This window comes from Niveispirillum sp. CC-CTL257 (assembly GCF_059489915.1).
In genome coordinates this window covers 900,547-924,203 of the sequence record NZ_JCAJXE010000003.1, presented here as the reverse complement: position 1 = coordinate 924,203, position 23,657 = coordinate 900,547, and the positions used below count along the sequence as shown (strand labels likewise).

Sequence of the window (23,657 nt, the reverse complement as noted above, 5' to 3'; positions counted from 1 at the left end):
TGGGGCGGTCAGTTGGCGGGAAGCGGGTTGACCTTGTCCTTCGGCGCCTCGGTGATGATCACCTTGTCGCCGGTCTTCAGGTAACCAGCCCCCGTCAGCACCACATCCTCACCCGGTTTCACGCCGGACAGGATAGCCAGACGATTGCCATCGCGCGGACCGGTCTGCACCTCCCGCGCGGTCACCGTGTGGTGACCCTTGTCATCCTTGGCGGCATCGACCACCACGGCCCAGCTTCTGGCATCGCGGTAAACTACGGCCTCTTCCGGCAGCACCGGCGCGCTTTGGGTACCGGTACGCACCTTGGCCGTCAGGAACATGCCGGGGCGCAGGTAGGGATCGTGCGGCACGTCGATCTTCACGGTGCCGATACGCGTCTTGGTATCAACAACCGGGGAGATGATACGGATCGTCCCAACAAAGGGCTTGCCGTTGATATCGACGGCGGACAGTTCCGCTTCCTGGCCCACGGCCAACTGGCGCAGGTCGATCTCCGGCACTTCGGCCAGCAGTTCGACGCGATCATCGCGGATGATGCGGAACAGTTCCGTGCCACCGGCCGACATAACCGCACCCAGGCGGGCATTGCGCTTGGCAATGGTGCCATCGGTGGGCGCCCGCACCTCTGTCTGCGCCAGACGGGCGACTGCCTGGGCACGCGCAGCCTCGGCCACGCCGACGCGGGCCTTGGTGGTCAGCGCCGCCGACCGGCGGGCATCAAGATCGCGGGTGGAAATGGCACCGGTACGGGCCAGTTCCTCAGCGCGGCGGATATTGGCCTCGGCTTCCGTCGCCAAGGCCTGCGCCTCACGCAGCGACGCCTCACGCGACAAAAGGTCGGCGCGCAGCACCTTGTCATCGAACCGGGCCAGCAACTGGCCGGCCTTCACCTTGTCGCCCTCATCCACCAGCACCTCGGTGATGGCGAGACCGGAAGTCTGCGTGCCGATCGGCAATTCGTCCCATGACGCCAGCGAACCTGTGACCAGCAACTGGCGCGGCACGTCGTTCGACGTGGCCTTGACCGTCGTCACGGTCAGGATGGAGGAACTGTCCTTCTCGCCCTTGTCAGCGGCGGCCGCCGGCTTGCCGTCTGCGGCCTGCTTGGGCTTAAAAGCCACATAGGCACCGGCGCCGGCAATGGCCACCAGCACAGTGCCAAGCAATATCCATTTCAGCTTGGACGGACCTCGCCCGCCCGGTGGGGTCCAGCGCTGCCCACCCGGAAGATTGGGCCGGTTATCGTTACCATCCTGGCCAGGGCGGATGTGAAGAGGCTGCACCGTCATATCGTTCACCATCGTCGGGGCCGCGACAACGGGCGCGGCTACCGGGCAAGGGCGATCCACCGCTACCCACCGCCCCCTGCGATGAACAACGTTCCCCCCGTCCTATTGCGGGACATTACATGCGGAAGATTGTGGCGGAAAGTCACACATGGTTTCACGCATGTAACGATTTATTACGATCGCAGCCCGCACACGCGCTGAAAACCTCAATTTCAGCCGCCACGGAAAATATCGATGACCAGACCCGTGGTCAGCGCAGAGAACAGAGTGGTCAACATGGTCGAACTGGCGGTGCGTGCAACATGGGTTTCATAGCGCTGGGCAAAAAGAAAGGCGTTCATGCCGCTGGGCATGCTGGCCGTCGTGACCGCCACGGCCAGGGCCAACGGCGGGAGATCGAAAATGTAACGGCCGGAAACAAACACCGCCATCGGCAGCACAAACAGTTTCACGACACTCATGAACAGCGTTCGCCCGACAAGGTCGGTGACCGTCAACCCCACCAGACTGGCACCCAGCGCGAACAGGGAACAAGGCACCGCCGCCTCGCCCAGCATGCGCATCACACCATCAATGGGGCCGGGAATGGAAAGGCCAGCAGTACCGAAGGCGACGCCCGACAGAATGGCAAGGATTACCGGATTCTTGACCAGCGCCACCAGCGTCTGCCCCGCGATGCGCAGCGGCCCGCCCCCCTTTCCAGCCCTGGACGCCTCCGCCAGGACGGTGGCAATGCCGATCAGCCAAGCGGAATGCCCAGTGACCAACAGCAGCATCTGTTGCAATCCCGCTTGCCCAAACGCCGCCAGCATCAAAGGGACGCCGACCAGCACCGTGTTGGAAAAGCAGGACCCCAGCATCAAGGTCGCCGCCCCGCCCAGCGTCTCCCGATAGACCCAGCGGGCATAAAAGAAGCTGGCCAGCATGATGGCCGTCAGGGCCAGATAATAAGCGGCGATCAGGTTCATCTCGTCGCCATGCGGCAGGCCCCGCGACGCCATGGAACGGAACAGCAAACAGGGCAGCGCCAGATAGAAGATGAAGTTGGACAGCGACTTGGCAAAATCCGCCGGGAACAGTGGCGGCCGACCGATGAAAAAGCCAATGGCGACCAGACCGAACACGGGCAGGATGATGTTGAGAATCGTATCCATGCCCTACCCCCGTGCCTTTCGCGACAAGACAGCAATAGCGAAAAGCGACAGGAGCAGCATCACCCCCACGACAGCCACCAGCCCTTCCCACCCCCGTGCCGCCCAAACCACGCCACCACCAGCCCCCACAAGGCTGGACCCCATATAGTAGGAAAACAGGTAGAGGGAGGAGGACTGCGCCTTGCCTGTGGAGGGGGCCAGCGCCCCGACCCAGCCGCTGGCAATCGAATGTGCACCAAAAAAGCCGAAAGTCATCAGCCCGATACCGGGGACAATGGCATAGAGATTGTCGGCCACGGTCAATGCGATGCCGGCCAGCATGATCAGCACGGCACCCGCCATGACCCGCGGCCGTCCCCACCGCGCAGTCAACCGCCCGACAGAGGAGGACGAACCCATGCCCAGCAGATAAGCGCTGAAGATCAGCGCCACCACCGACTGCGGCAGATCGAACGGCGGCAGCAGCAGGCGAAAGCCCATGTAATTGAAGATGGTGATAAAGGCGCCCATCAGCAGGAAACCCTGCGCGAACAGCAGCCGTAGATCGCCACGGCGCAATGGGGCCGCCAGTGCCGTAAACATTCCGCCGGGCCGGGCGGATCGCCGTTCAAACTTCGCCGATACCGGCAGGGATCGCGAGACCGCCAAGGAGGCCAGCAATCCCATCAATCCAATGCCGACGGTCGCCACCTGCCAGGGCAGGAAATCGACCACGATACCGGTGACGAGCCGCCCGGCCATTCCGCCCATCGCCGATCCCGCGATGTAAAGACCCATGGCCCGGTCCAGCGCATTGGGGTGCATTTCCTCCCCCAGATAGGCCATGGCCACCGCCGGCAGCCCCGCCAGGGTTACCCCAAACAAGGCGCGGGCAAGCAGCAGCCCGTGCCAGGACGGAATAACAGCCGTCAGCAGGGTCAGCAGCGCCGACAAAGTCAGCGAAGCCACCATCACCGGCTTACGCCCGAAAATATCGGCCAGTGCACCAGAAAGCAGCAGCGAAACCGAAAGGAAACCGGTGGCAAGAGACAGAGCCAAGGCGGCCTCAGCCGGGGCCACGCCGAACCCGTCGGCAAGCAATGGCAGAAGCGGCTGCACATGGTACAGCAAGGCAAAGGTGGCGAAGCCCGCCGCGAACAGAGCCAGCGATACCCGGCGGAAGGCCGGGCTACCAACATGGATGCCGGTCATGGCGCTGAAGGGCGGCGGGCCTGACGGCATCACTTGTAATCAATGCGGATGCGCGACGCCGCCTCATGCGCGGTCACCCGCGCCTCGTCCGTATCGGCACCACGGGCCAACGCCACACCCATACGGCGATAGGGACGCGTGGTAGGCTTGCCGAACAGGCGGACATCGACCGCCTGTTCCGGGCGACCCGTGAACAGGGCATTGGCCAGACCAGAGAAGCCAAACTCCTTCGCCTCGCGGTCGGCGAGGATCACGGCGCTGGCCGATGGTCCGTAAAGCTCTACCGCCGGGATGGGCAGGCCCAGGATGGCGCGGGCATGCAGGTCGAATTCCGACAGATTCTGCGAGGTCAGGGTGACCATGCCTGTGTCATGCGGGCGTGGGCTGAGTTCGGAGAAGATGACCTCATCCTTGGTCACAAAGAACTCCACCCCGAAAATCCCGTGCCCGCCCAGGTCGTCGACGACCTTGGCCGCCATATCCTGCGCATCCTTCAGCAGGTCCGGCCGCATGCCCATCGGCTGCCAGCTTTCCTGATAGTCACCGCGCTCCTGGCGATGTCCGATGGGTGGGCAGAAGACGATGCCGTCCTTGGTGCGGACGGTCAGCAGGGTGATCTCATACTCGAACGGAATGAACTCCTCGACAATCACCTTGGCACGGTCGCCGCGCATATTGGCGACGGCGTAGGTCCAGGCGGCCTCCAGCGCCCCCTCTTCCTTCACCGTGCTCTGGCCCTTGCCCGACGACGACATGACGGGCTTGATGACACAAGGCAGACCGGTATGGGCAATAGCCGCCTTCACCTCGTCAAAGCTTTCGGCATAGCGGTACTTGCTGGTCCGCAGACCCAGATCGACGGCGGCCAGTTCACGAATGCGGTCGCGATTCATGGTCATCTGTGTCGCGCGGGCGGACGGCACCACCGTGAAGCCTTCGCTTTCCAGTTCCGCCAGCATCTCGGTACGGATGGCCTCCACCTCCGGTACGATGAAGTCCGGCTTGTGCTTCTCCACGGCGGCGCGCAGCTTCTCACCATCCAACATGGGGAACACTTCGCGCCCATCGGCCACCTGCATGGCCGGCGCGTTGTCATAAGCATCGCAAGCGATGACCTCTGCGCCCAGGCGCTTGGCGGAAATGACGAACTCGCGCCCCAATTCGCCGGAGCCGAGCAGAAGGATTTTCGCCGTGAAAGGCATGGCCCACCCTTATGTCTTCCGGGCTGCCCGTCCAAAGGCGCCCCCATGGACAATGACCCTAGGGCGAAGGGTGCGGGTGCGCAACCGGGGCGCGGCGCGCGGGTGGCATGCCGGCGACGTCATATATTCTGAACCCGCAGGTCCCGGCAGATCGCTGCCGTAACCTCATCCAACGGAAAGCAGCATTCGATACGCAGTTCATCCAGCGTCACATCATACGGTGTGGCGAAACTGGTAATGGTGGAGAAGAACTGCAGAACCCGACCATCAGGATGGTGCAGCATGGTAGTCACCATCGGCGATGGCCCCGCCGCCAAGTCCCGGAACCGCCAGCTTGCCGGCACATCGGGATAGCGCAGGCATTCATCCAGCAACGCCTTCGCCACGCGGTCGGCGGGATTCATCGCCACCTCCTGGTAGAGATGGCGCAACAGATCGCCGGCAATCTCATGCCAGTTCGCCACCGCGTCACGGAAGGGACCGGGGCTGAAAATCTGCCGCATCATATTGTCATGAACCGCCGGCGCGCCGCGCGTCACACAGTCATTCACCCGCGCCGCCGCCGCATTGGCCTGGATGATGTTCCAGCGCCGGTCCAACACGAAGGCAGGATAGGGCTCCTGCTGCGCCAGGATCGCCTCGATGGCCTGCTTCATGCCCACAAGCTTGGGTGTGCCCAGGCCGGTCTCCCGGAAGATCGGGGCGAAGCCGCCGGCCACCAGCAAGCCGTTACGTTCGCGCAACGGCATCTCCAGCGCATCTGCCAGCCGCATCAACACCTCACGCGACGGCTGCGCCTTTCCCGTTTCGATATAGGACAGATGGCGGGCGGAAATGTCGGCGTCCAGAGCCAGATCAAGCTGGCTCAACCGCCGCGCCGCACGCCATTCGCGCAGCATAACGCCCAGACTGGCGTTGGAAGGGACGATGGCGGGGTTGGGTTGCGTCTGTGGCTTGATCATGGGGAGTAGCGTAAGAGCTGAATGCGGCCAAGGACAATAACCTGCCAGGTCATATCGACATGATCGGGGGCGTCATTGAGGGCATGACCCCCGCACGGCATTGCTTGTGGCATGTCCACCCTGATCGTGAGCCCTGCCATGAACCGCCGTTCCTTTGCCCTGTCCAGCCTGGGTCTGCTGGCCACCACTGCCCTGCCGGTGCGCCATGTCCTTGGTGGCACCGCAACCCCAGGAGCCGAAGCCCTTGACGCCAGCGCCTTTCATGCCGCCCGCCGTTTCCTGAACACCAGCTTCGGCGACATCGCCTATGTAGAGCGGGGCAAGGGGCCTGCTGCCCTGTTCCTGCACGGCTTTCCGCTGAACGGGTTTCAGTGGCGGGGCCAGCTGGAACGCCTGTCGCCCTGGCGGCGCTGTCTGGCACCAGATTTCCTGGGGCTCGGCTATACCAGGGTGCGGGCAGGACAAAGCCTGGCGCCGGCAGCACAAGCAGACATGCTGGCCGCCTTCCTGGATGGGTTGGGCGAGCGTTATGTCGACATTGTCGCCAATGACAGTGGCGTCGCCGTGGCGCAGCTGTTCCTGGTCAAGTACCCGGACAGGGTACGCAGCCTGCTACTGACCAACGGCGATACGGAAATCGATTGCCCGCCACCCGCCCTTCTGCCCGTGATCGAACGGGCCAAGGCCGGCGCGTTCGCCCGGGAATGGCTGGCCCCTGATCTGGCTGATCATGACCGCGCCCGATCCAAGATCGGCCTGGGTGGCCAGACCTTCACCTATCCAGAGCGGATGGTGGGGGCCACTATCGACATGTATCTGGCCCCGCTGGTCGCCAATCAGACCCTGACCAATGGTTATGCCCTGGCCCTGGAAGCCAATTCCCTGGCCGGCACCGAGGCTGTGCTGCGTCAGAAGGGACAGCCCGTCCGCATCATCTGGGGCACCGGCGATCCGATTTTCACACCCAAGGCACCCACCTATCTGAATACCCTGTTCCCGAACGCCATGGGGGTGCGGGAAATCCCCGGCGGTATGCTGTTTTTCCCCGAGGAGTTTCCCGACCTGATCGCAGAGGAAGCCAAGCGCCTGTGGGGGATTGCCTGAACGCCGCTAACAAGTCGCATCCGCCCTCATGACGCCAATGACGGGATGGTTGACCGACCGGATCGGGCTAAAACAGCTGTTCCTGGTATCCGTGGTCGGCTTCACGGCGGCTTCCATGCTATCCGGGACCGCCGGCAGCCTGACGGAAATGGTGACCTGGCGGTTGTTGCAGGGCGTGTTCGGCGCCGCCCTTGTACCCCTGTCGCAGACGGTACTGCTGAACATCAACCCGCCCGACCGGCATGGTCAGGCCATGACCATGTGGGGTGCAGGCGTTATGGTCGACCCTATCATCGGCCCGACACTCGGCGGCTGGCTGACCGAAAGCCTGAACTGCAGCGATGATCGCCTATCTCAATGATTTCCACATGATGATGCTGGTCACGCTGGCAGCCATTCCGTTATTGCTGCTGTTGCGCAGGCCAAAGGCGACCGCCGCGTTGGACAAGCATGCCGCCGTGATGGAATGACCGCACCGCGCCGGCTGCACTTTTCATTCGCATGCAGGTTGCATTACTGTGGTCGCATCTGAAGAGGTGACGGTATGAGCGACGCGATCCGGCAAATCAGGGCACGCGCCCGCCGCAAGGCGGCGGGGCTGGTGCGGCTTGAATTCTGGGTGCCGGCTGCGCGCCGGGACGATGTGCGAGCAGCGGTGGCGGCCGTTCTGGCCGATGAACAGCCCGACACCGGAACGCCCGTGCAGGAAGCGGCAGACACGCCAGCGATCAACGCCGACAACGTACCCGTTGTGCAACGGCGTCAGCGCCTGATGACCGATATTGACGGGCTGCTGGACTGATCAGCGCCGCGCCGGGCCCAGCACCGTCATTGGTAATTGCGATGATTGCAGGGATGTCGATAGTCCCAGGTCACGCACCAGAACCGCCAGCGTTCCATCCGCCACCAGTGACTGGATGGCCAGATTCATCTCCGACACCGTGACCGGACTGAGTGGACTGACCAGACAGACACGGTCGCGGGCGGCAATGGAGATGAAATCCGGGCGTGCGACCTTCGCCAGCATGGGATCACGCGACAGAGCCAACCGCCATGACGCCAGGGGCAGGATCACCGCATCCAGGCGTCCCCCCTGCAACTTCCGCAGATTGCCTTCGGCATTGCGCGCATCAATGCGCTCGGCCTTGGCACTGCTGAACAGCGTCTCGATCGCAGCAGGATAAAGGAACCCCAGCACCGTCCCAACCCGCGCACCGTGCAGAGTGTCAATGGCCGCCGGACCGCGCAACCCGGCGGACAGCAGCACGATATCGTAATCGGTGAAAAAGGACTGGGTGAACCGATCCGCCGTGAAGCCCGGGTAATAGGGCTGAGCAGCCAGACAATAGGCATCGACAGTGCCCGTAGAAATTTCAGCCGTGATGCGGTTGCGCGGAACGAACCGGAACGTCGCATCCAGGCCCAGACGCGACGCCAACGCACGGCCGAATTCCAACGCGAAGCCGCCCTTCAGCTGCCCATTCTCCACAATGGCGAAGGGTGCTTCATTATGGTCACCGAAGGCGAAAGTCAGGGGGCGGGCCATGGCCGGGGTGTATATGGCGAGCGCGGCCAGAATGACCGTACAGTACCAAAATATTCCCCTGAAAAGACCGGTCATCCCGGTTCCCCCATTACCCGTCGGGACATGTTCAGATCACATATCCCAGGTTTAAGGATTTTTTAATAAATTTCTTATGGTTAATTGGAAATATTGCAACTCTGAAACAAAAGGTCACACACTGGGTCCGGTGCGGCGTCCATGCGAAAGATAATGAAACAACAGATAGGCACAGCCGACCAGAGTGGGAAAGGCCGCCACGCCTAGCATGGGGCGTAGCGCCTCCGGCTGGTCCAAAATGATGGCCAGGATCGCAAAGGCCAGCCCGACAGCGATGAACAGGGTGCCACGTCGCAGGTCCGACGGTGATGCCGTAAGTGATTTCAACAAGTCAGCAGCCAGTGCCGGGTCGGACATATCGGCCTTTTCGACCACCAGCCGAATCGCGCGTGCCAGGTCGCGGCGGCCTTGATAGTTGAAATAGAACGACCCCAGCAGCACCAGCGTCAGGCTGCCGAAGATAAACAGCACATTCCAGTCCATCGCGTCCCCCACATCCCCACACAGGACCTATGGAACGATGAACCTCCCGCCATAGACAAGCATCCCAAACGGCCCTAAGGGGCCAATCCGCCACAAATGTAGGGACCCGCCCATCGTCAGTCCTTACCCTTGTTGGAGAAGGAAAGCTTGTCGAGCCAGCCCATCAGCACGGCCGACACCACAAAAGTCAGGTGGATGATGACCAGCCACATCAGCTTGTCGTTTGTCACCTTGTCAGCATCCATAAAGCTTTTCAGCAGATGGATGGAGGAAATGGCGACGATGGAAGCCGCCACCTTCACTTTCAGCGTGCCGCTATCCAGCTTGCCCAGCCAAGACAGTTTTTCGTCATCCTCGCCCAATTCGATGCGGGAAACAAAATTCTCATACCCGCTGATCATCACCATGACCACCAGACTGCCCACGAGGGTCAGGTCAACCAGACTGAGCGCCGCGAGGATCAGATCGGCTTCGCTCTCTCCATACAGCGCGTAATCGAACAGATGAACCAGCTCGACGCCGAACCGGATGGTGAACGCGATCAGCACCACCGCCAGACAGAGATACATCGGCACCAGCAGCCAGCGGGCCGAATATAATGTGCGTTCGATCAGACGTTCGATCACGGACAGGCACTCCATCAACTCGGACAACTGGCAGGCAAATGGCCCCAGAGGTGCCAGCCTGTCAACCGCAGGCGCGACAAAGCTGGACTTGCCCAAATTTTATGCGGCAATCATGGGCAAACTGCCCGCCGATACAGCAACGGCAGCGCGCACGCCACGTAAAACGGCCCTCCGTCGGCTGGCACGACCCTTGCTGCTATGCAGAGTATTAAAGGTGGCTAGGGTTCCGACTGTGGAAGACCACGGTGACTGGTCCGAGAGCTGCCGCCAGGTACCGATCCCATCGGTCGCATCTGGTACACGGCGGGACAAAAGCCCGGGAGATCGAGGTGGGTTGGCGCCCTCTTCCGGTCTCCGCCAACCCCCAAACCGGTTTGGAACGACAGGGGTTGGATGATGAAGACGCGCCGCTTCCTTGGAAAATTGACCGCCGGCCTGGTTGCCGCCTCGCTGCTCTCCCTTCCCGCCTTTGCGGCGCCGAAGAAGGAATTCAAGCTGGCTTGGTCGATCTATGTCGGCTGGATGCCGTGGCAGTACGCCGCCGAACAGGGCATCGTGAAGAAATGGGCCGATAAGTACGGCATCAAGATCGAGGTGGTGCAGTTCAACGATTATGTTGAAAGCATCAACCAGTACACCGCCGGTGCCTTTGACGCAGTGACCGTAACCAATATGGATGCCCTGTCCATTCCCGCCGCCGGCGGCGTGGATACCACCGCCGTCATCGTCGGCGATTTCTCCAACGGCAATGACGCCGTCATCCTGAAGGGCAAAGACAAGCTGACCGACATCAAGGGCCAGAAGGTCAATCTGGTGGAATATTCGGTCAGCCATTATCTGCTGACCCGCGCCCTGGAGAACGTGAAGCTGACGGAAAAGAAAGATGTCAGCGTCGTCTCCACCTCTGATGCCGACATGGTGGCCGCCTGGTCCACGGCGGATGTGACGGCGGTGGTCACCTGGAACCCGCTGGTGGCCGAAATCCTGGCCACGCCCGGTGCCAAGAAGGTGTTCGACAGCAGCCAGATCCCTGGTGAGATCATCGACCTGACCGTCGCCAACACTGAAGTGCTGAAAGATAACCCGGCCTTCGGCAAGGCGCTGGCCGGCATCTGGTATGAAACCATGGCGCTGATGTCCGCCAATACCCCCGCCGGTATCGCAGCGCGCACCGCCATGGGTAAGGCGTCGGGTACCGATCTCGCCGGGTACGAGGCACAGCTTAAGGCCACCCGCATGTTCTACAAGCCGGCCGACGCGCTGGCCTTCGTTCGGGGAACCGAGCCAAAGGCCACCATGCAGAAGGTCGCCGGCTTCCTGTTCGATCACGGCCTGCTGGGTAATGGTGCCCCGTCGGCGGAGGCTGTGGGGATCGAGTTTCCGGGCGGCGTCACCTACGGCAACACCAAATTCGTGAAGTTCCGTTTCGCTGACACCTACATGGCGGCGGCGGCCGACGGAACGCTGTGAGTAGCATGAACCGTAGCGCGGATTACGCTGCGCTAATCCGCGCTACGAGCTTGCCATGGAGACGCCCATGCGTCTGATCAACAAGCGACCCGACCGGACAAGCTGGCTGCTGCTGGCGGCTCTACCCTTCGTGGCGGTGCTGATTGCCTATGCCCTGGGCTCAGCGGTGCGGTTGGCGGAGAACCCGGCGGACAAGTTGCTGCCGGGCCTGACCGCCTTTGCCGATGCCATCGACCGAATGGCCTTTACCGCCGACAAACGCACGGGCGATGTGCTGCTGTGGCTGGATACGGGCGCCTCGCTGGCCCGACTGGCGGTAGGCATTGCCGTCGCGGCGGCGGGTGGGTTGCTGGTAGGGCTGGCCGCCGGGTTGCTACCCTATGTACGCGCCACACTGGCCCCCTTCGTCACGGTGGTGTCGATGGTGCCGCCGCTGGCCGTGCTGCCCATCCTGTTCATCATGGTGGGCTTAGGGGAGACGTCGAAGATCACCCTGATCGTGGTGGGTGTGCTGCCCTGCCTGATCCGTGATCTGATGCTAAAAATCGACGATCTGCCACGACAGCAATTGATCAAGGCACAGACGCTGGGGGCGAACAGCTGGACAATTGCCATTCGCGTGGTGCTGCCGCAGATCCTGCCGCGCCTGATCGACAGCATCCGCCTCAACCTGGGGCCTGCTTGGCTGTTCTTGATCTCGGCAGAGGCGATTGCCAGTGAAAGCGGCCTTGGTTATCGCATCTTCCTGGTCCGCCGCTATCTGGCGATGGATGTGATCCTGCCATATGTCGTCTGGATTACGCTGCTCTGCTTCCTGATGGATTTGGGCTTGCGGATGCTGCAACGCCGGGCCTTCCCGTGGTTTGAGGATGCGAGGGCCGGGGCATGACACAGATCTCCGTCCGCAATGTCTGGAAGGAATATGGCGAGCAGGTGGTCCTGGAACAGATCAACCTGGAAATCGCACCCCGTTCCTTCGTCGCGCTGGTCGGCCCGTCCGGCTGTGGCAAAACCACGTTTCTACGCATGCTGCTGTCACAGGAAACCCCAACCAAGGGCGAAATCCTGATCGACGGTGTGCCCATCTCGCCCGAACCCGGCCCCGACCGGGGCGTGGTGTTCCAACGCTATTCCGTGTTCCCACACCTGACCGTGCTGGGCAATGTGCTGCTGGGGGCAGAGTTGAAGGGTGGTGGCGTGCTGGGCCGCCTGTTCGGTGCCGCCCGGCGTCAGGCCAGGGATGAAGCGGCCAGGTTGCTGGACGCGGTCGGCCTGTCCCACGCGCTGGATAAATACCCGGCCCAGCTTTCCGGCGGCATGCAGCAACGTCTGGCGCTGGCCCAGGCGTTGATATCCCGCCCCAAAGTGCTGCTGCTGGATGAACCGTTCGGCGCGCTCGACCCCGGCATCCGGGGGGATGTGCATAAGCTGATGCGCAAACTGTGGCATGAACATCCGATGAGCGTGGTCATGGTCACCCATGATCTGTCGGAAGCCTTTCACCTGGGCACCCGCGTCATCGCCTTTGACCGCCGCCGTAACCTGCCCGAAGAGCGGCTGCGTTATGGTGCCAGCATCACCAACGATATCGAGGTCTGGCCCCGCCGCGTGGCGGGCAATCCAGGCTTTGGCACAGACCCCAATCCGCCCCGCCGGGACGACCCGGCCGCTGTTGATGGGCAACCAGACCGGGACGACCCGGCTGACGCTGCGTAAGGGAGGGAGCCGCCATGCCCCGCCAGACCCCAGAACAGATCGCCGCCAATCGGGCCCGTTACCTGGAACTGAAAGCCACCGCTGCGGGCCGGGCCCCCCTGGTCCTGCCCCCACCCACGCCGCGCGATACCGCCCCGCCCAGCGCCGACAGCGTAACCCTGTCAGAAACGCTGCCCGGCGGCTGGTACTGGACCGGGGTAATCCGGCGGGGACAGGTTTTGCGCATCGCCAACCCGCATGCGACGCCGGGCGTGTCGCTGCTGGCCTGGAATTTGGCCGATCCATCCGAACGCTATAACCATGCCGACACCATCAAGATTCAGTGGACGGCGGAACTGCGTAAGGGCCGGGTGCTGTTTTCCGACATGGGCCGCGTGTTGCTGTCGATTGTGGAGGATAGCAGCGGCAGACACGATACGGTCGTGGGCGGGTCCACCCCGGCATCCGTCACCCGTACCTATGGCCCCGACAGCGGCGCGCGCAATGCGCGCGACAATTTCATCCTGGCCGTCGGCAAACATGGCCTGAGCCAGCGTGATATTCCGCCTTGCATCACGTTCTTCGCCCCCGTCACCGTCACGGCGGACGGACGGTTCAGCTTTGATGAAGCGGGCGTCACGCCGGGTGATTTCGTGTCACTGCGCGCGGAAATGGACCTGATCCTGGCCATCTCCAACACCCCCCACCCGCTGGCCCCATCCGTGTCCCCTGTGCCGGTGGAACTGACCATCCATAAGGCCGCCGCCGCCGGTGCCGATGATCTGTGCCGCACCGCCACGGCAGAGGCTGTACGTGGTTTCATCAATACCGACGCCTATCTGTCGGCCTGATCGGGGGAGGGAAGAGATTATGACCAACAGCAGCTTCACCTCCGTCCTGTCCAGCCGCGACACGGGTACTGCCATCCATGATGAGGTGATTGCGGCCGAGCATCCCTGGTCCGGCATTGTGCGCAAAGGCCAGGTATTCCGCATCATCGACAGCGAGGGCTGTCAGGCGGTCGACACCCTGTTCTACAGCCTGTCCGACCATACCGAACGCTACAGCGCCCAGGACACGGTGCTGGCCCAGGGCACGCCCTATATCGGGCCGGGCTCGGTGCTATATTCCAACCGGGGCAATGCGCTGGCGACCATCATCGCCGATACCAGCGGCAGCCATGACACCTCCGCCGGGGCCTGTTCTTGCGAAAGCAACACAGTGCGCTTTGGCCATCAGACCAAATATATGCACGCCTGTCGGGAGAATTTCCTGATCGCCGTGTCGCGCCATGGCATGGGCAAGCGCGATATCGTGCCCAACATCAATTTCTTCATGAATGTGCCCATCGACCCCGACGGCACGCTGGCCATTGCCGATGGCGTGTCATCGGGTGGGGATTATGTGGAAATGGTGGCGCATCAGGATTTGCTCTGCGTCATTTCCAACTGTCCCCAGGTGAATAATCCCTGCAACGCCTTCGACCCCACCCCGATCCGGGTGTTGATCTGGGCCGCCTGACGCCAAAGGGGATATGTGATGTTCACCAAGGTTCTGATCGCCAATCGTGGCGAGATTTGCGCGCGGGTGGTCAAAACCCTGCGGCGCATGGGTATTGCCTCTGTCGCCGTCTATTCCGACGCCGACCGTTTTACCCTGCCTGTCCTGTCGGCGGATGAGGCGGTGCATATTGGCCCGTCACCGGCCAAACAATCCTATCTGGATATCGACGCCGTCATTGCCGCGTGCAAGGCGACGGGGGCACAGGCGGTTCATCCCGGCTATGGCTTCCTGTCGGAAAATGCCGGGTTTGTGGAACGGCTGAATGCGGCGGGGATCACCTTTATTGGCCCGCGCGTGGAACATCTTCAGGGTTTCGGCCTGAAGCACACGGCCCGCGCCCTGGCCAAGGCGGCGGGCGTGCCCCTGCTGCCCGGCACCGGCATTCTGGAGAATGTCGAACAGGCACAGGCCGCCGCGGCAGAGATCGGCTTTCCCGTGATGCTGAAAAGCACGGCAGGCGGTGGCGGTATCGGCATGCAGCTTTGCCATAGTGCGGACGAGCTGGCGGCCAAGTTCGCCGCCGTACAGCGCATGGCCACCAGCAGCTTTGGCGATGCCCGCGTCTATCTGGAACGGTTCGTGGCGGAGGCGCGCCATGTTGAGGTGCAGATTTTCGGCGATGGCAAGGGTGGGGTCGTCGCACTCGGCGAACGTGATTGCTCGCTTCAGCGGCGTAATCAAAAGGTGGTGGAGGAAACGCCCGCCCCCGGCCTGCCCGAGGCCGTGCGCCTGCAATTGCGCGATGCCGCCATCGCCCTGGGCCAGTCGGTGAAATATGCCTCTGCCGGGACGGTGGAGTTCATTTATGACGTGGCCCGCGCCCAGGTCTATTTCCTGGAGGTGAATACCCGCCTGCAGGTCGAACATCCGGTGACAGAGGCCGTGTTCGGCGTCGATCTGGTTGAATGGATGGTGCGGCAGGCCGCCGGTGATTTCACCCTGCCCCCCCAGGACAGCCTGATCCCCCACGGGGCCGCGATTGAGGTCCGGCTTTACGCCGAAAACGCCGCCGCTGATTTCCGCCCCTCCACCGGCCTTCTGACCGAAGTCACCTTCCCCACCGATATCCGCGTCGATGGCTGGGTCGCCACCGGCACCGAGGTCACCGCCAATTACGATCCAATGCTGGCCAAGCTGATTGTCCATGCCGATAGCCGCGATGCGGCCATCGACAAGCTGTCGGCGGCGCTGGCCGCCAGCCGCGTGACAGGAATTGAGACCAACCTGTCCTATCTATCCGCCATCATCGGGTCGGAGATTTTCCGACAGGGCAAGGTGGCAACCTCTGTCCTGAAGGATTTCGCCTTCACCCCCCCCACGGTGGAGGTACTGTCGCCCGGTGCCCAGACATCCATCCAGGATTGGCCGGGCCGGTTGGGCTATTGGGATGTGGGCGTGCCACCATCGGGGCCGATGGATGATAAATCCTTCCGTCTGGCCAACCGTTTGCTGGGCAATGCGGAGGGGACGGCGGCGCTGGAATGCACGCTGACCGGGCCTACCTTACGCTTCAACGCTGATGCCACCATCGCCCTGACGGGGGCGGTGATGGCCGCAACCCTGGACGGCGCACCCATCGCGCACGGCACGCCGGTGGCGGTGCGGGCCGGGCAAACCCTGGCGCTGGGCCGGATTCAAGGACCGGGGCAGCGCACCTATCTGGCCGTCGCCGGTGGCTTTGATGCGCCGACATATCTCGGCTCCAAGGCCACCTTCGCCCTGGGCCGGTTTGGCGGCCATGCCACGGGCTGTTTGAAGGCAGGCGACACACTGGCGCTGGCGGGGCTGCCGGTGGGGGCGGCAGAGGCACCAGCCCTGCCCACCCTTTCCCATGAATGGCAATTGTCCGTCCATTATGGACCGCACGGCGCGCCGGACTTTTTTCAGGAAGACGACATCGCTGACCTGTTCGCCGCCACCTATGAGGTGCATTTCAATTCCGCCCGCACCGGTGTGCGCCTGATCGGCCCCCGCCCGAAATGGGCACGAGCCGATGGGGGGGAGGCGGGGCTGCACCCGTCCAACATCCATGACAATGCCTATGCCATCGGAGCCGTGGATTTCACGGGCGACATGCCGATCATCCTGGGCCCCGATGGCCCCAGCCTGGGCGGCTTTGTCTGCCCCGTGGTCGTGGCCAAGGATGATCTGTGGAAGGTCGGGCAGTTGCACCCCGGCGACAAGGTGCGCTTCGTGCCGGTGGGGAACGTTGCCCCCACCGTTATCACCCACGCCAGCCTGCCCTCCCCCATCCTAACGCGGATCGACGGGCCGGTGCCGGTCGTCTATCGCCGGGCGGGGGATGATTATCTGTTGGTCGAATATGGGCCGATGGCGCTGGATCTGGGCCTGCGGCTGCGCGTGCATCTGCTGGTTACAGCGCTCCGTGCCCGCGCCCTATCCGGCATCATCGACCTGACCCCCGGCATCCGGTCCCTTCAGGTTCATTACGACAACGGAACATTGAAGCTATCGACCCTGCTGGGTGTGCTGGCAGAGATCGAGGCGAGCCTGGGCAGCATCGAACAGGCCAAGGTGCCCAGCCGCATCGTGCATCTGCCCCTGTCCTGGAATGATCCGCAGGTGCGGCTGGCCATGACCAAATATCAGGAACTGGTGCGGGCCGACGCCCCCTGGTGCCCCGATAATATTGAGTTCATCCGCCGCATCAACGGGCTGGACAGCCAGGAGGATGTGAAGCGCATCGTCTTTGACGCCTCCTACCTTGTCTATGGGCTGGGTGATGTCTATCTGGGTGCCCCGGTCGCCACCCCGCTGGACCCGCGCCACCGGCTGGTCACCACCAAATACAACCCCGCCCGCACCTGGACCCCGGAGAATGCCGTCGGCATCGGCGGTGCCTATATGTGCATCTATGGCATGGAGGGGCCGGGCGGGTATCAATTATTTGGCCGCACGATCCAAGTCTGGAATTCCTGGCGCAGCACGCCGCCGTTCCAGCAGGGCAGCCCCTGGCTGCTGCGCTTCTTTGACCAGATTCGTTTCTTTCCCGTAACAGAACAGGAATTGGAAGAGGCACGCGAAGCCTTCCCCCATGGCCGCTATCCGATACGGATTGAGGAAACCACCCTGGATTACGCCGACCATCTGCGTTTCCAGGCCGACAATGCAGACAGCATCGACGCCTTCAAAACCCGCCAGCAGGCGGCGTTTGAGGCCGAGCGAGAGGATTGGAAGGCCAAGGGCCTGGACAGTTTCGTCAGCGATGATGGCGGCCCAACAGCCGACGCCACCGCCCTTCCCGACGGTTGTTCCGGTATCGAAACGGGTGTCACGGGCAATGTCTGGAAGATCATGGTGGAACCAGGGCAGATGGTTGCCGCCGGTGACACCATCCTGATCCTGGAAAGCATGAAGATGGAGATGGAGGTCAAGGCCGCCACGGCGGGCCGGATACGGGAGGTGACGGTGAAGCCGGGACGTACCGTGAATGCCGGACAGACCGTCGCCATTGTGGAGGATATCGTCTGATGTTGCCCAAAAAACTCACCATTCAGGCCCTGACCGACCTGTATCGCACCGGCAAGGCCAGCCCGGTCACGGTGATCGAGGCGGTGTTGGATCGGCTGTCCGCTAACCCCGACCCCGCCGCCTGGATCAGCACGGTTCCCGCCGAACAATTGCGTGCCGAAGCGGCGGCCCTGGCGGCCACGGGCTATGACCCAACGAAGCCGCTCTGGGGCATCCCGTTTGCGGCCAAAGATAATATCGACGCAGGCGGCCTGCCAACCACCGCCGCCTGCCCGGCCTTTGCCTTCACGCCTGCCGCCGACAGCACGGTAGTGGCGAAATTATGCGCCGCCGGGGCCATTCTGGTCGGCAAAACCAACCTGGACCAGTTTGCCACCGGCCTGAATGGCACGCGCAGCCCCTATGGGGCCCCACGCTGTGTGTTCAATAGCGACTATATTTCCGGCGGGTCCAGTTCCGGCTCGGCGGTGGTGGTGGCGCGCGGGCAAGTGGCATTCGCATTGGGCACCGACACGGCGGGATCGGGCCGGGTTCCGGCTTCCTTCAACGATCTGGTGGGCATCAAGCCCAGCAAGGGCCTGCTGTCCACCAGCGGTCTAGTGCCGGCCTGCCGGTCGCAGGACTGTATCACCGTCCTTTCCCATGATGTGGCCGACGGCGATCTGGTGCGGCGTGTGGCCGAAGGGTTCGATGCTGCCGACCCCTTCTCACGGCCGGCACAGACCCGGCCCCTACGCCTGTCCGGCTTCCGCTTTGGGGTTTTGACGGGGGCGGAGAAGGAGTTCCTGGGCGATCATGCTGCAGAGGCGCTGTATGATGCGGCGGTGGAACGGCTGGTGTCATTGGGCGGTACGGCGGTGCCGTTTGATTACAAGCCACTGCGCGAATGCGCCCATCTGCTGTATGGCGGACCCTGGGTGGCCGAGCGTCTGGCCGCGATTGAGGAATTTTTTGAAGGCCAGGCCGATGCCATGGACCCGACGGTGCGCAGCATCGTCGCCGATGCCCAGGGCAAAACGGCGGTAGAGGCATTTGTCGGCCAATATTCCCTGGCTTTCTATGCCCAGGAAATTGCCCGCCTGTGGTGCGATGTCGATCTGCTGCTGCTGCCGACCACGCCCACCATCTACACGGTCGCCGACATGCTGGCCGATCCGGTGCGGCTGAACAGCAATCTGGGCCGTTATACCAATTTCGTGAACCTGCTGGATTGTGCGGCGGTGGCCGTGCCCGCCGGGTTCCGCCCCAATGGCCTGCCTTTCGGCGTGACGCTCATCGGGCCTGCCTTCACAGACAATGGTTTGGCCGTTCTGGCCAGCCGACTGCATGGTAAGGGAGAGATCATGCCAACCATACAAGCCGACTGGCTGCCCATCGTGGTGGTTGGGGCCCATCTATCCGGCATGCCGCTGAACCACGAGCTGACCAGCGTTGGCGGGATCAAGCTGGCCGATGTCCGCACCGCCCCTGATTATCGCTTCTATGCCCTGGCCGGCACCGTGCCGCCGAAACCCGGCCTGGTCCGCGAACCCGCCTTCGAAGGTCCCGGCATCGTGGCCGAAGAATGGGCCCTGCCCCCCGCCGCCTTCGGCCAGTTCGTCGCCCGCATCCCCGCCCCCCTGGGTGTGGGCAAGGTGACGCTGAATGATGGCCGACAGGTCACCTGTTTCCTATGCGAAAGCCACGCCTTGGCTGGTGCCACCGATATCACCCATTTCGGCGGCTGGCGGGCCTACCGCGCCAGTCTGGCCTAACCCTGCCGCTTGCCAGCAAGCCAACACCAGCGTATTCCTCCATCCTTCATGGTCTGGATGGTGGTCCCCTTGCGTCTTACTTTCACCCGATGGCGTTTCCTGCTTCTGGCGGCCTTTGTGCTGCTGGCGGCTGCCATGGGTGGCGGCGATGCGATGGCGCGGGCGGGGCTGGTCCCGGCCCTGTCTGCCTGCCCGGATGATAGCGGCTGTGAACAGCGGCTGACGGCCCCGGCCCAGCCGGCATTGATCCAAGCCACCTTGCGCATTGATGGCAAGGCGTTGACGGGGGCGAGCCATGGCGGTCCTGCCCTACCCGTCGCCAGTGCCTTCTTCCATCAGCGCGTCCCAGCCGAAGCGACCCTGGCGGAACCCGAGGCCATCCATGCCCGCCGCTTGGCCGCCGGTCCTGGGCAGCCGCGTGGGCCACCCGCCCGGCCCTGATCCGCCATTCATTCCGCACCCTCCCTTGATCACCTGGGCGCAGCCATCTGGCTGCCGCCGATGATCGGATAAATGCCATGTTAAAATTCACACGCCTGCAGACCATCGCAATTCTGCTGATCTGCTTCCTGGGCAGTGCGCTGGCCATCCCCAGTCTGGTGGGGCCGCACAACATGCCCTCCTGGCTGCCCATGCGCCATTTCAACCTCGGCCTTGACCTGCAGGGCGGTTCTTACCTTCTGCTGGAGGTGGATGCCGAGGCCGTGAGGCGCGAGCGGCTGGAAAATGCCGTGGACGAGGTGCGCGGCCTGTTGCGCACTGCCGACCTGCGCGCCGCCGGCGTTGCGGTGGAAGGCAACGGCCTGATTGTGCGTCTGGCCGATCCGGGCGATGCACCGCGCATCACCGACGCCCTGCGCCCCCTGACCCAGGCATCCCTGCCCGGTGAGATCGCCGATTTCACCATCGTGCCCGAAGCCGGACGCCTGCGCCTGGATTTCGGTCAGCAGGCCCTGACTAATCGTGTCAGCAAGGCCGTGGACCAGTCGCTGGAAATCGTCCGCCGCCGTATCGATGAGACGGGCGTGAATGAACCCATCGTGGCTCGCCAGGGTGCCTCCCGCGTGTTGGTACAGCTTCCGGGCGTTACCGATCCGGGCCGTATCAAGCGTCTGCTGGGTCAGACCGCCAAGATGACCTTCCATCTGGTGGGCGACGCCACTGTGGCTCCAGGATCGTCCGCCCCGCCGGGCTTTGAATGGTTGCAGAACAGCGACCGGGGAGCCGGTGGTGGTCAGGTCCTGGTCCGCAAGCGCGTCGAGGTCGATGGCGCAACCCTTACCGATGCCCAGCCCAGTGCCGACCCGCAATCGGGCCGCTGGGTGGTGTCCTTCAGCTTTGACAGCATCGGTGCCCGCCGCTTCGCTGACATTACCAAGGCAAATGTCGGGCGGCCCTTTGCCATCGTCCTCGATGGTCGCGTCATTTCCGCCCCCGTCATCAACGAACCGATCCTGGGCGGTCGCGGTCAGATCAGCGGTAATTTCACGGCTCAGACGGCGACCGAACTGGCTGTCCTGCTGCGCGCCGGTGCCCTTCCCGCCCCGCTGACCGTGGTCGAAGAACGGTCGATCGGGCCGGAACTGGGGGCTGACAGCATCAAGGCCGGCGTCATTTCCTGTATCGTCGGTGTTGTCCTGGTCTTTGCCTATATGTGGCTGACCTATGGCTTCTTTGGCCTGATCGCCAATGCCGCCCTGGTGTTCAACCTGTTCCTGACCCTGTCCTGCTTGGCCATGCTGGAAGCCACGCTGACCCTGCCCGGCATTGCCGGTGTGGTGCTGACGCTTGGTATGTCGGTGGACGCCAACATCCTGATTAATGAACGTATCCGCGAGGAACTGCGCAAGGGCAAGACGGCCCTGTCGGCACTGGAGACGGGCTATATCAAGGCCCGTGGCACCATCATCGACAGTAACCTGACTACCCTGATCAAGATGGTCCTGCTTTATGTCGTGGGTACCGGCTCGGTGAAGGGCTTCGCAGTCACCACGTCGCTGGGCATCATCACCTCCATGTTTACGGCCACGCTGGTGGCCCGTCTTCTGACCGCCATCTGGTACAAGCGTACCCGCGCCAAGGAACTGCCCCTCTTCGGCCCCATCAAGCTGAAGACCGCCGGCATGAAGATCAACTTCATGAATGGTCGCCATGTCGGTCTGGCCCTGTCGGTGATCCTGTCCACGGCGTCGGTGGCCATGTTCTTCAAACCGGGCCTGAATTACGGCATCGACTTTGCCGGTGGCATCGTGATGGAGGTGCGAACGGCAGAGGCCACCGACTTCCCCAAGATGCGTCAGGTGATGGAGGGCGTGAATGTCGGCCCTGTGGCCCTGCAGGCCTTTGGCACCGACCGCGACGTCATCCTGCGCATGGAACGTCAGGAAGGAGCGGAAAGCAATCAGCAGGCCGCCATCAAGGCCGTGACCGCCGCCCTGGAACAGAACTTCCCCGGGTCGGAGGTGCGCCGCGTCGAAGCGGTGGGTGCGTCCGTGTCCCAGGAACTGTTCAGCGACGGTATGCTGGCGCTGGGGCTGGCCGCCTTCTTCATGCTGCTCTACATTACCTTCCGCTTCGAGTGGCAGTTCGGTGTGGGTGCGGTGGTAACCATGATGCTGGACGTCACCAAGACCATCGGCTTCTATGCGTTGACCGGCTTGCAGTTCAACCTGACGGCCGTGGCGGCCATGCTGACCATCATGGGCTTCTCCATCAACGACAAGGTCGTGGTCTATGACCGCGTGCGCGAGAATCTACGGCTTTACCGCCGGATGCCGCTGCGTGAGCTGATCGACCGCTCGATCAACGAGACCATGACCCGTACCATCAACACCAACATCGCGGTGTTCCTGTCCATCGTGCCGCTGGCCCTTTATGGCGGCGAGGCGTTGCGGGAATTCGCCTGGGCTCTGCTGTTCGGTATCCTGCTGGCGACCTCCTCCTCCATCTTCATTGCGGCCCCGATCCTGCTTTATCTGGGTGAAAACCGGCTGCGCAAGACGATGGATGCGGAAGACCCGCCGGGTACCGAGGGCAGCGAGGGCGAGGCCGCAAAGGCCTGATCCCGACGTTCCGCAAAGACAAAACCCCGGCACCGAAGGGCGCCGGGGTTTTTGTTTGTGCGGGTTTTGTCATTCCGCCCGCTTGCGTCCCGTCAGCATGGACAGGGCCAGGTTCTCCCGGTGCAGCAGACTGCTGGCCAGGACACCGGCCAGATGTAGGCCCACCAGGACCAGGGTGCCATTGGCCAGCAGTTCATGCGCTTCCTCCAGCCAGTGGCCGTAGGGGCGCAGGGCTGGCACGGGATAGCGGGTCAGCAGGCCCAGCGCCGCCGTACCCAGCAGGGCAAACCACAATGTCAGCGCCATGGCACCGCCGGCGGGATTATGCCCTAGATGCCGCTTCGCCCGGCGCTGAACCAGCGCGCGCATATAGGCCAGAAGCCCGGCACCTGACGGCGTAAAATCGCTGAAGCGGGCATGGCTACTGCCGATCAAGCCCCAGAGCGCACGCAGTCCGATCAGGGCGATGATGGCGAGGCCCGCCGCCTCATGCACCGCCATGACCTCTTCTGCTGTCAGCCAGGCGATCACAAAGGCGGTGGCAATTCCCCAGTGAACAAGCAGCACCTGTGGGTCCCAAACGCGGACAGTATCGGATTTCGGCGGGGCGGAGGCGGCCTCCCCCACCGGCAATGTCATGTCAGCCATCAGTCGCGCTCCACCTTCAGGATTTCACCGGTGCGGGCATCGACATAAAGTTCCTGTCGATGCCCATCGGGACCGATAGCCTTCACCTCCACCAGTTTGCCGCTCTTGCGTTCAACAGAGCGGGCGTCGCGGTACCCCTGAGCCGATAGTTTGTCGAGCAGTACCGGCACGGGGAGCGTGTCAATGGACGCCGTCTGGCCGACAACGGGAGCCGCACCAGTGCCGGCCCCTTGTGCATAAGCATAGGCACCCGCGGCAAGCGAGCCGGTCAACAACAAGCCGGCTAGAAAACGAGGATAAGGCATGATGGGTTTCTTCCTGTGGGATCGATGATGGAACCG

General features: G+C 63.0%; 21 protein-coding genes, 1 pseudogene and 1 riboswitch. Of the genes and pseudogenes, 12 read left to right on the top strand and 10 right to left on the bottom strand.

Features of this window, described 5'->3' with window-relative positions:
- Positions 1–8: 8 nt before the first annotated feature.
- From ABC729_RS20790 to ABC729_RS20770, 5 genes are all read right to left on the bottom strand, one after another.
- Positions 9–1,289 carry an efflux RND transporter periplasmic adaptor subunit gene (locus ABC729_RS20790; RefSeq protein ID WP_495609513.1) on the bottom strand — a complete coding sequence of 427 codons (1,281 nt, stop codon included), beginning with the start codon at positions 1,287–1,289 and terminating at the stop codon, positions 9–11.
- A gap of 212 nt (positions 1,290–1,501) precedes the next feature.
- A complete protein-coding gene (locus ABC729_RS20785; protein ID WP_495609512.1) occupies positions 1,502–2,443 on the bottom strand; it encodes an AEC family transporter in 942 nt (313 codons plus the stop codon).
- 3 nt (positions 2,444–2,446) lie between these two features.
- Positions 2,447–3,664 (bottom strand): MFS transporter, encoded by a 1,218-nt coding sequence (locus tag ABC729_RS20780; protein WP_495609511.1) that lies wholly within the window; start codon positions 3,662–3,664, stop codon positions 2,447–2,449.
- Positions 3,664–4,836, bottom strand: a complete 1,173-nt coding sequence (purT, locus tag ABC729_RS20775; RefSeq protein WP_495609510.1) for a formate-dependent phosphoribosylglycinamide formyltransferase — start codon at positions 4,834–4,836, stop codon at positions 3,664–3,666. Before purT ends, ABC729_RS20780 begins: the two co-directional genes overlap by 1 nt.
- A 119-nt stretch (positions 4,837–4,955) precedes the next feature.
- Positions 4,956–5,798, bottom strand: coding sequence for a helix-turn-helix domain-containing protein (locus ABC729_RS20770; protein WP_495609509.1), 843 nt, complete (start codon positions 5,796–5,798; stop codon positions 4,956–4,958).
- A 138-nt stretch (positions 5,799–5,936) separates the two neighbouring features.
- Here ABC729_RS20770 and ABC729_RS20765 point away from each other — a divergent pair, with 138 nt between their 5' ends.
- The 3 genes and pseudogenes from ABC729_RS20765 (at position 5,937) to ABC729_RS20755 (ending at position 7,704) form a co-directional block, all read left to right on the top strand.
- Positions 5,937–6,902, top strand: a complete 966-nt coding sequence (locus tag ABC729_RS20765) for an alpha/beta fold hydrolase (protein ID WP_495609508.1) — start codon at positions 5,937–5,939, stop codon at positions 6,900–6,902.
- A 25-nt stretch (positions 6,903–6,927) separates the two neighbouring features.
- Positions 6,928–7,263, top strand: a pseudogene (locus tag ABC729_RS20760) (MFS transporter); the annotation flags it as partial.
- A 183-nt stretch (positions 7,264–7,446) separates the two neighbouring features.
- Positions 7,447–7,704: a hypothetical protein gene (locus ABC729_RS20755; protein WP_495609507.1), complete on the top strand. Its 258-nt coding sequence runs from the start codon at positions 7,447–7,449 to the stop codon at positions 7,702–7,704.
- On the opposite strand, the gene ABC729_RS20750 is transcribed toward ABC729_RS20755, so the two are convergent.
- From ABC729_RS20750 to ABC729_RS20740, 3 genes are all read right to left on the bottom strand, one after another.
- Entirely contained in the window at positions 7,705–8,523 is an 819-nt protein-coding gene (locus ABC729_RS20750; RefSeq protein WP_495609506.1) for a substrate-binding periplasmic protein, read from the bottom strand.
- Positions 8,524–8,637: 114 nt separating this feature from the next.
- Positions 8,638–9,006, bottom strand: a complete 369-nt coding sequence (locus ABC729_RS20745; RefSeq protein ID WP_495609505.1) for a DUF6249 domain-containing protein — start codon at positions 9,004–9,006, stop codon at positions 8,638–8,640.
- A 116-nt stretch (positions 9,007–9,122) separates the two neighbouring features.
- Positions 9,123–9,632 (bottom strand): TIGR00645 family protein, encoded by a 510-nt coding sequence (locus tag ABC729_RS20740; RefSeq protein ID WP_495609504.1) that lies wholly within the window; start codon positions 9,630–9,632, stop codon positions 9,123–9,125.
- Positions 9,633–9,839: 207 nt separating this feature from the next.
- Positions 9,840–9,957: riboswitch (guanidine-I (ykkC/yxkD leader) on the top strand.
- A 68-nt stretch (positions 9,958–10,025) separates the two neighbouring features.
- On the opposite strand from ABC729_RS20740, the gene ABC729_RS20735 reads away from it, so the two are divergent.
- From ABC729_RS20735 to secD, 9 genes are all read left to right on the top strand, one after another.
- Positions 10,026–11,102, top strand: a complete 1,077-nt coding sequence (locus ABC729_RS20735; RefSeq protein WP_495609503.1) for a putative urea ABC transporter substrate-binding protein — start codon at positions 10,026–10,028, stop codon at positions 11,100–11,102.
- A gap of 67 nt (positions 11,103–11,169) precedes the next feature.
- Complete coding sequence (locus tag ABC729_RS20730) at positions 11,170–11,991, top strand: ABC transporter permease (RefSeq protein WP_495609502.1); 822 nt, start codon at positions 11,170–11,172, stop codon at positions 11,989–11,991.
- Positions 11,988–12,818: an ABC transporter ATP-binding protein gene (locus tag ABC729_RS20725; protein ID WP_495609501.1), complete on the top strand. Its 831-nt coding sequence runs from the start codon at positions 11,988–11,990 to the stop codon at positions 12,816–12,818. Before ABC729_RS20730 ends, ABC729_RS20725 begins: the two co-directional genes overlap by 4 nt.
- 14 nt (positions 12,819–12,832) lie before the next feature.
- Positions 12,833–13,648 carry an urea amidolyase associated protein UAAP1 gene (locus ABC729_RS20720; protein WP_495609500.1) on the top strand — a complete coding sequence of 272 codons (816 nt, stop codon included), beginning with the start codon at positions 12,833–12,835 and terminating at the stop codon, positions 13,646–13,648.
- Positions 13,649–13,667: 19 nt separating this feature from the next.
- Positions 13,668–14,318, top strand: coding sequence for an urea amidolyase associated protein UAAP2 (locus ABC729_RS20715; protein WP_495609499.1), 651 nt, complete (start codon positions 13,668–13,670; stop codon positions 14,316–14,318).
- 18 nt (positions 14,319–14,336) lie between these two features.
- Positions 14,337–17,852, top strand: coding sequence for an urea carboxylase (gene uca, locus ABC729_RS20710; RefSeq protein WP_495609498.1), 3,516 nt, complete (start codon positions 14,337–14,339; stop codon positions 17,850–17,852).
- Entirely contained in the window at positions 17,852–19,606 is a 1,755-nt protein-coding gene (atzF, locus tag ABC729_RS20705; RefSeq protein WP_495609497.1) for an allophanate hydrolase, read from the top strand. Before uca ends, atzF begins: the two co-directional genes overlap by 1 nt.
- A 69-nt stretch (positions 19,607–19,675) precedes the next feature.
- Complete coding sequence (locus ABC729_RS20700) at positions 19,676–20,047, top strand: hypothetical protein (RefSeq protein WP_495609496.1); 372 nt, start codon at positions 19,676–19,678, stop codon at positions 20,045–20,047.
- A 77-nt stretch (positions 20,048–20,124) separates the two neighbouring features.
- Positions 20,125–22,668 carry a protein translocase subunit SecD gene (gene secD / locus ABC729_RS20695; RefSeq protein ID WP_495609495.1) on the top strand — a complete coding sequence of 848 codons (2,544 nt, stop codon included), beginning with the start codon at positions 20,125–20,127 and terminating at the stop codon, positions 22,666–22,668.
- A 69-nt stretch (positions 22,669–22,737) separates the two neighbouring features.
- Here secD and ABC729_RS20690 read toward each other — a convergent pair whose 3' ends face one another.
- Both ABC729_RS20690 and ABC729_RS20685 read right to left on the bottom strand, forming a co-directional pair.
- Positions 22,738–23,316: a cytochrome b/b6 domain-containing protein gene (locus tag ABC729_RS20690; protein ID WP_495609494.1), complete on the bottom strand. Its 579-nt coding sequence runs from the start codon at positions 23,314–23,316 to the stop codon at positions 22,738–22,740.
- Complete coding sequence (locus tag ABC729_RS20685) at positions 23,316–23,621, bottom strand: PepSY domain-containing protein (protein WP_495609493.1); 306 nt, start codon at positions 23,619–23,621, stop codon at positions 23,316–23,318. The genes ABC729_RS20690 and ABC729_RS20685 overlap by 1 nt, the downstream gene beginning before the upstream one ends.
- Positions 23,622–23,657: the final 36 nt, after the last annotated feature.

Coding starts and splice junctions, on each gene's coding strand:
- ABC729_RS20790 (WP_495609513.1), bottom strand. CDS start 1,289: ATGACGGTGCAGCCTCTTCACATCCGCCCTGGCCAGGATGGTAACGAT.
- ABC729_RS20785 (WP_495609512.1), bottom strand. CDS start 2,443: ATGGATACGATTCTCAACATCATCCTGCCCGTGTTCGGTCTGGTCGCC.
- ABC729_RS20780 (WP_495609511.1), bottom strand. CDS start 3,664: ATGCCGTCAGGCCCGCCGCCCTTCAGCGCCATGACCGGCATCCATGTT.
- purT (WP_495609510.1), bottom strand. CDS start 4,836: ATGCCTTTCACGGCGAAAATCCTTCTGCTCGGCTCCGGCGAATTGGGG.
- ABC729_RS20770 (WP_495609509.1), bottom strand. CDS start 5,798: ATGATCAAGCCACAGACGCAACCCAACCCCGCCATCGTCCCTTCCAAC.
- ABC729_RS20765 (WP_495609508.1), top strand. CDS start 5,937: ATGAACCGCCGTTCCTTTGCCCTGTCCAGCCTGGGTCTGCTGGCCACC.
- ABC729_RS20755 (WP_495609507.1), top strand. CDS start 7,447: ATGAGCGACGCGATCCGGCAAATCAGGGCACGCGCCCGCCGCAAGGCG.
- ABC729_RS20750 (WP_495609506.1), bottom strand. CDS start 8,523: ATGACCGGTCTTTTCAGGGGAATATTTTGGTACTGTACGGTCATTCTG.
- ABC729_RS20745 (WP_495609505.1), bottom strand. CDS start 9,006: ATGGACTGGAATGTGCTGTTTATCTTCGGCAGCCTGACGCTGGTGCTG.
- ABC729_RS20735 (WP_495609503.1), top strand. CDS start 10,026: ATGATGAAGACGCGCCGCTTCCTTGGAAAATTGACCGCCGGCCTGGTT.
- ABC729_RS20730 (WP_495609502.1), top strand. CDS start 11,170: ATGCGTCTGATCAACAAGCGACCCGACCGGACAAGCTGGCTGCTGCTG.
- ABC729_RS20725 (WP_495609501.1), top strand. CDS start 11,988: ATGACACAGATCTCCGTCCGCAATGTCTGGAAGGAATATGGCGAGCAG.
- ABC729_RS20720 (WP_495609500.1), top strand. CDS start 12,833: ATGCCCCGCCAGACCCCAGAACAGATCGCCGCCAATCGGGCCCGTTAC.
- ABC729_RS20715 (WP_495609499.1), top strand. CDS start 13,668: ATGACCAACAGCAGCTTCACCTCCGTCCTGTCCAGCCGCGACACGGGT.
- uca (WP_495609498.1), top strand. CDS start 14,337: ATGTTCACCAAGGTTCTGATCGCCAATCGTGGCGAGATTTGCGCGCGG.
- atzF (WP_495609497.1), top strand. CDS start 17,852: ATGTTGCCCAAAAAACTCACCATTCAGGCCCTGACCGACCTGTATCGC.
- secD (WP_495609495.1), top strand. CDS start 20,125: ATGTTAAAATTCACACGCCTGCAGACCATCGCAATTCTGCTGATCTGC.
- ABC729_RS20690 (WP_495609494.1), bottom strand. CDS start 23,316: ATGGCTGACATGACATTGCCGGTGGGGGAGGCCGCCTCCGCCCCGCCG.
- ABC729_RS20685 (WP_495609493.1), bottom strand. CDS start 23,621: ATGCCTTATCCTCGTTTTCTAGCCGGCTTGTTGTTGACCGGCTCGCTT.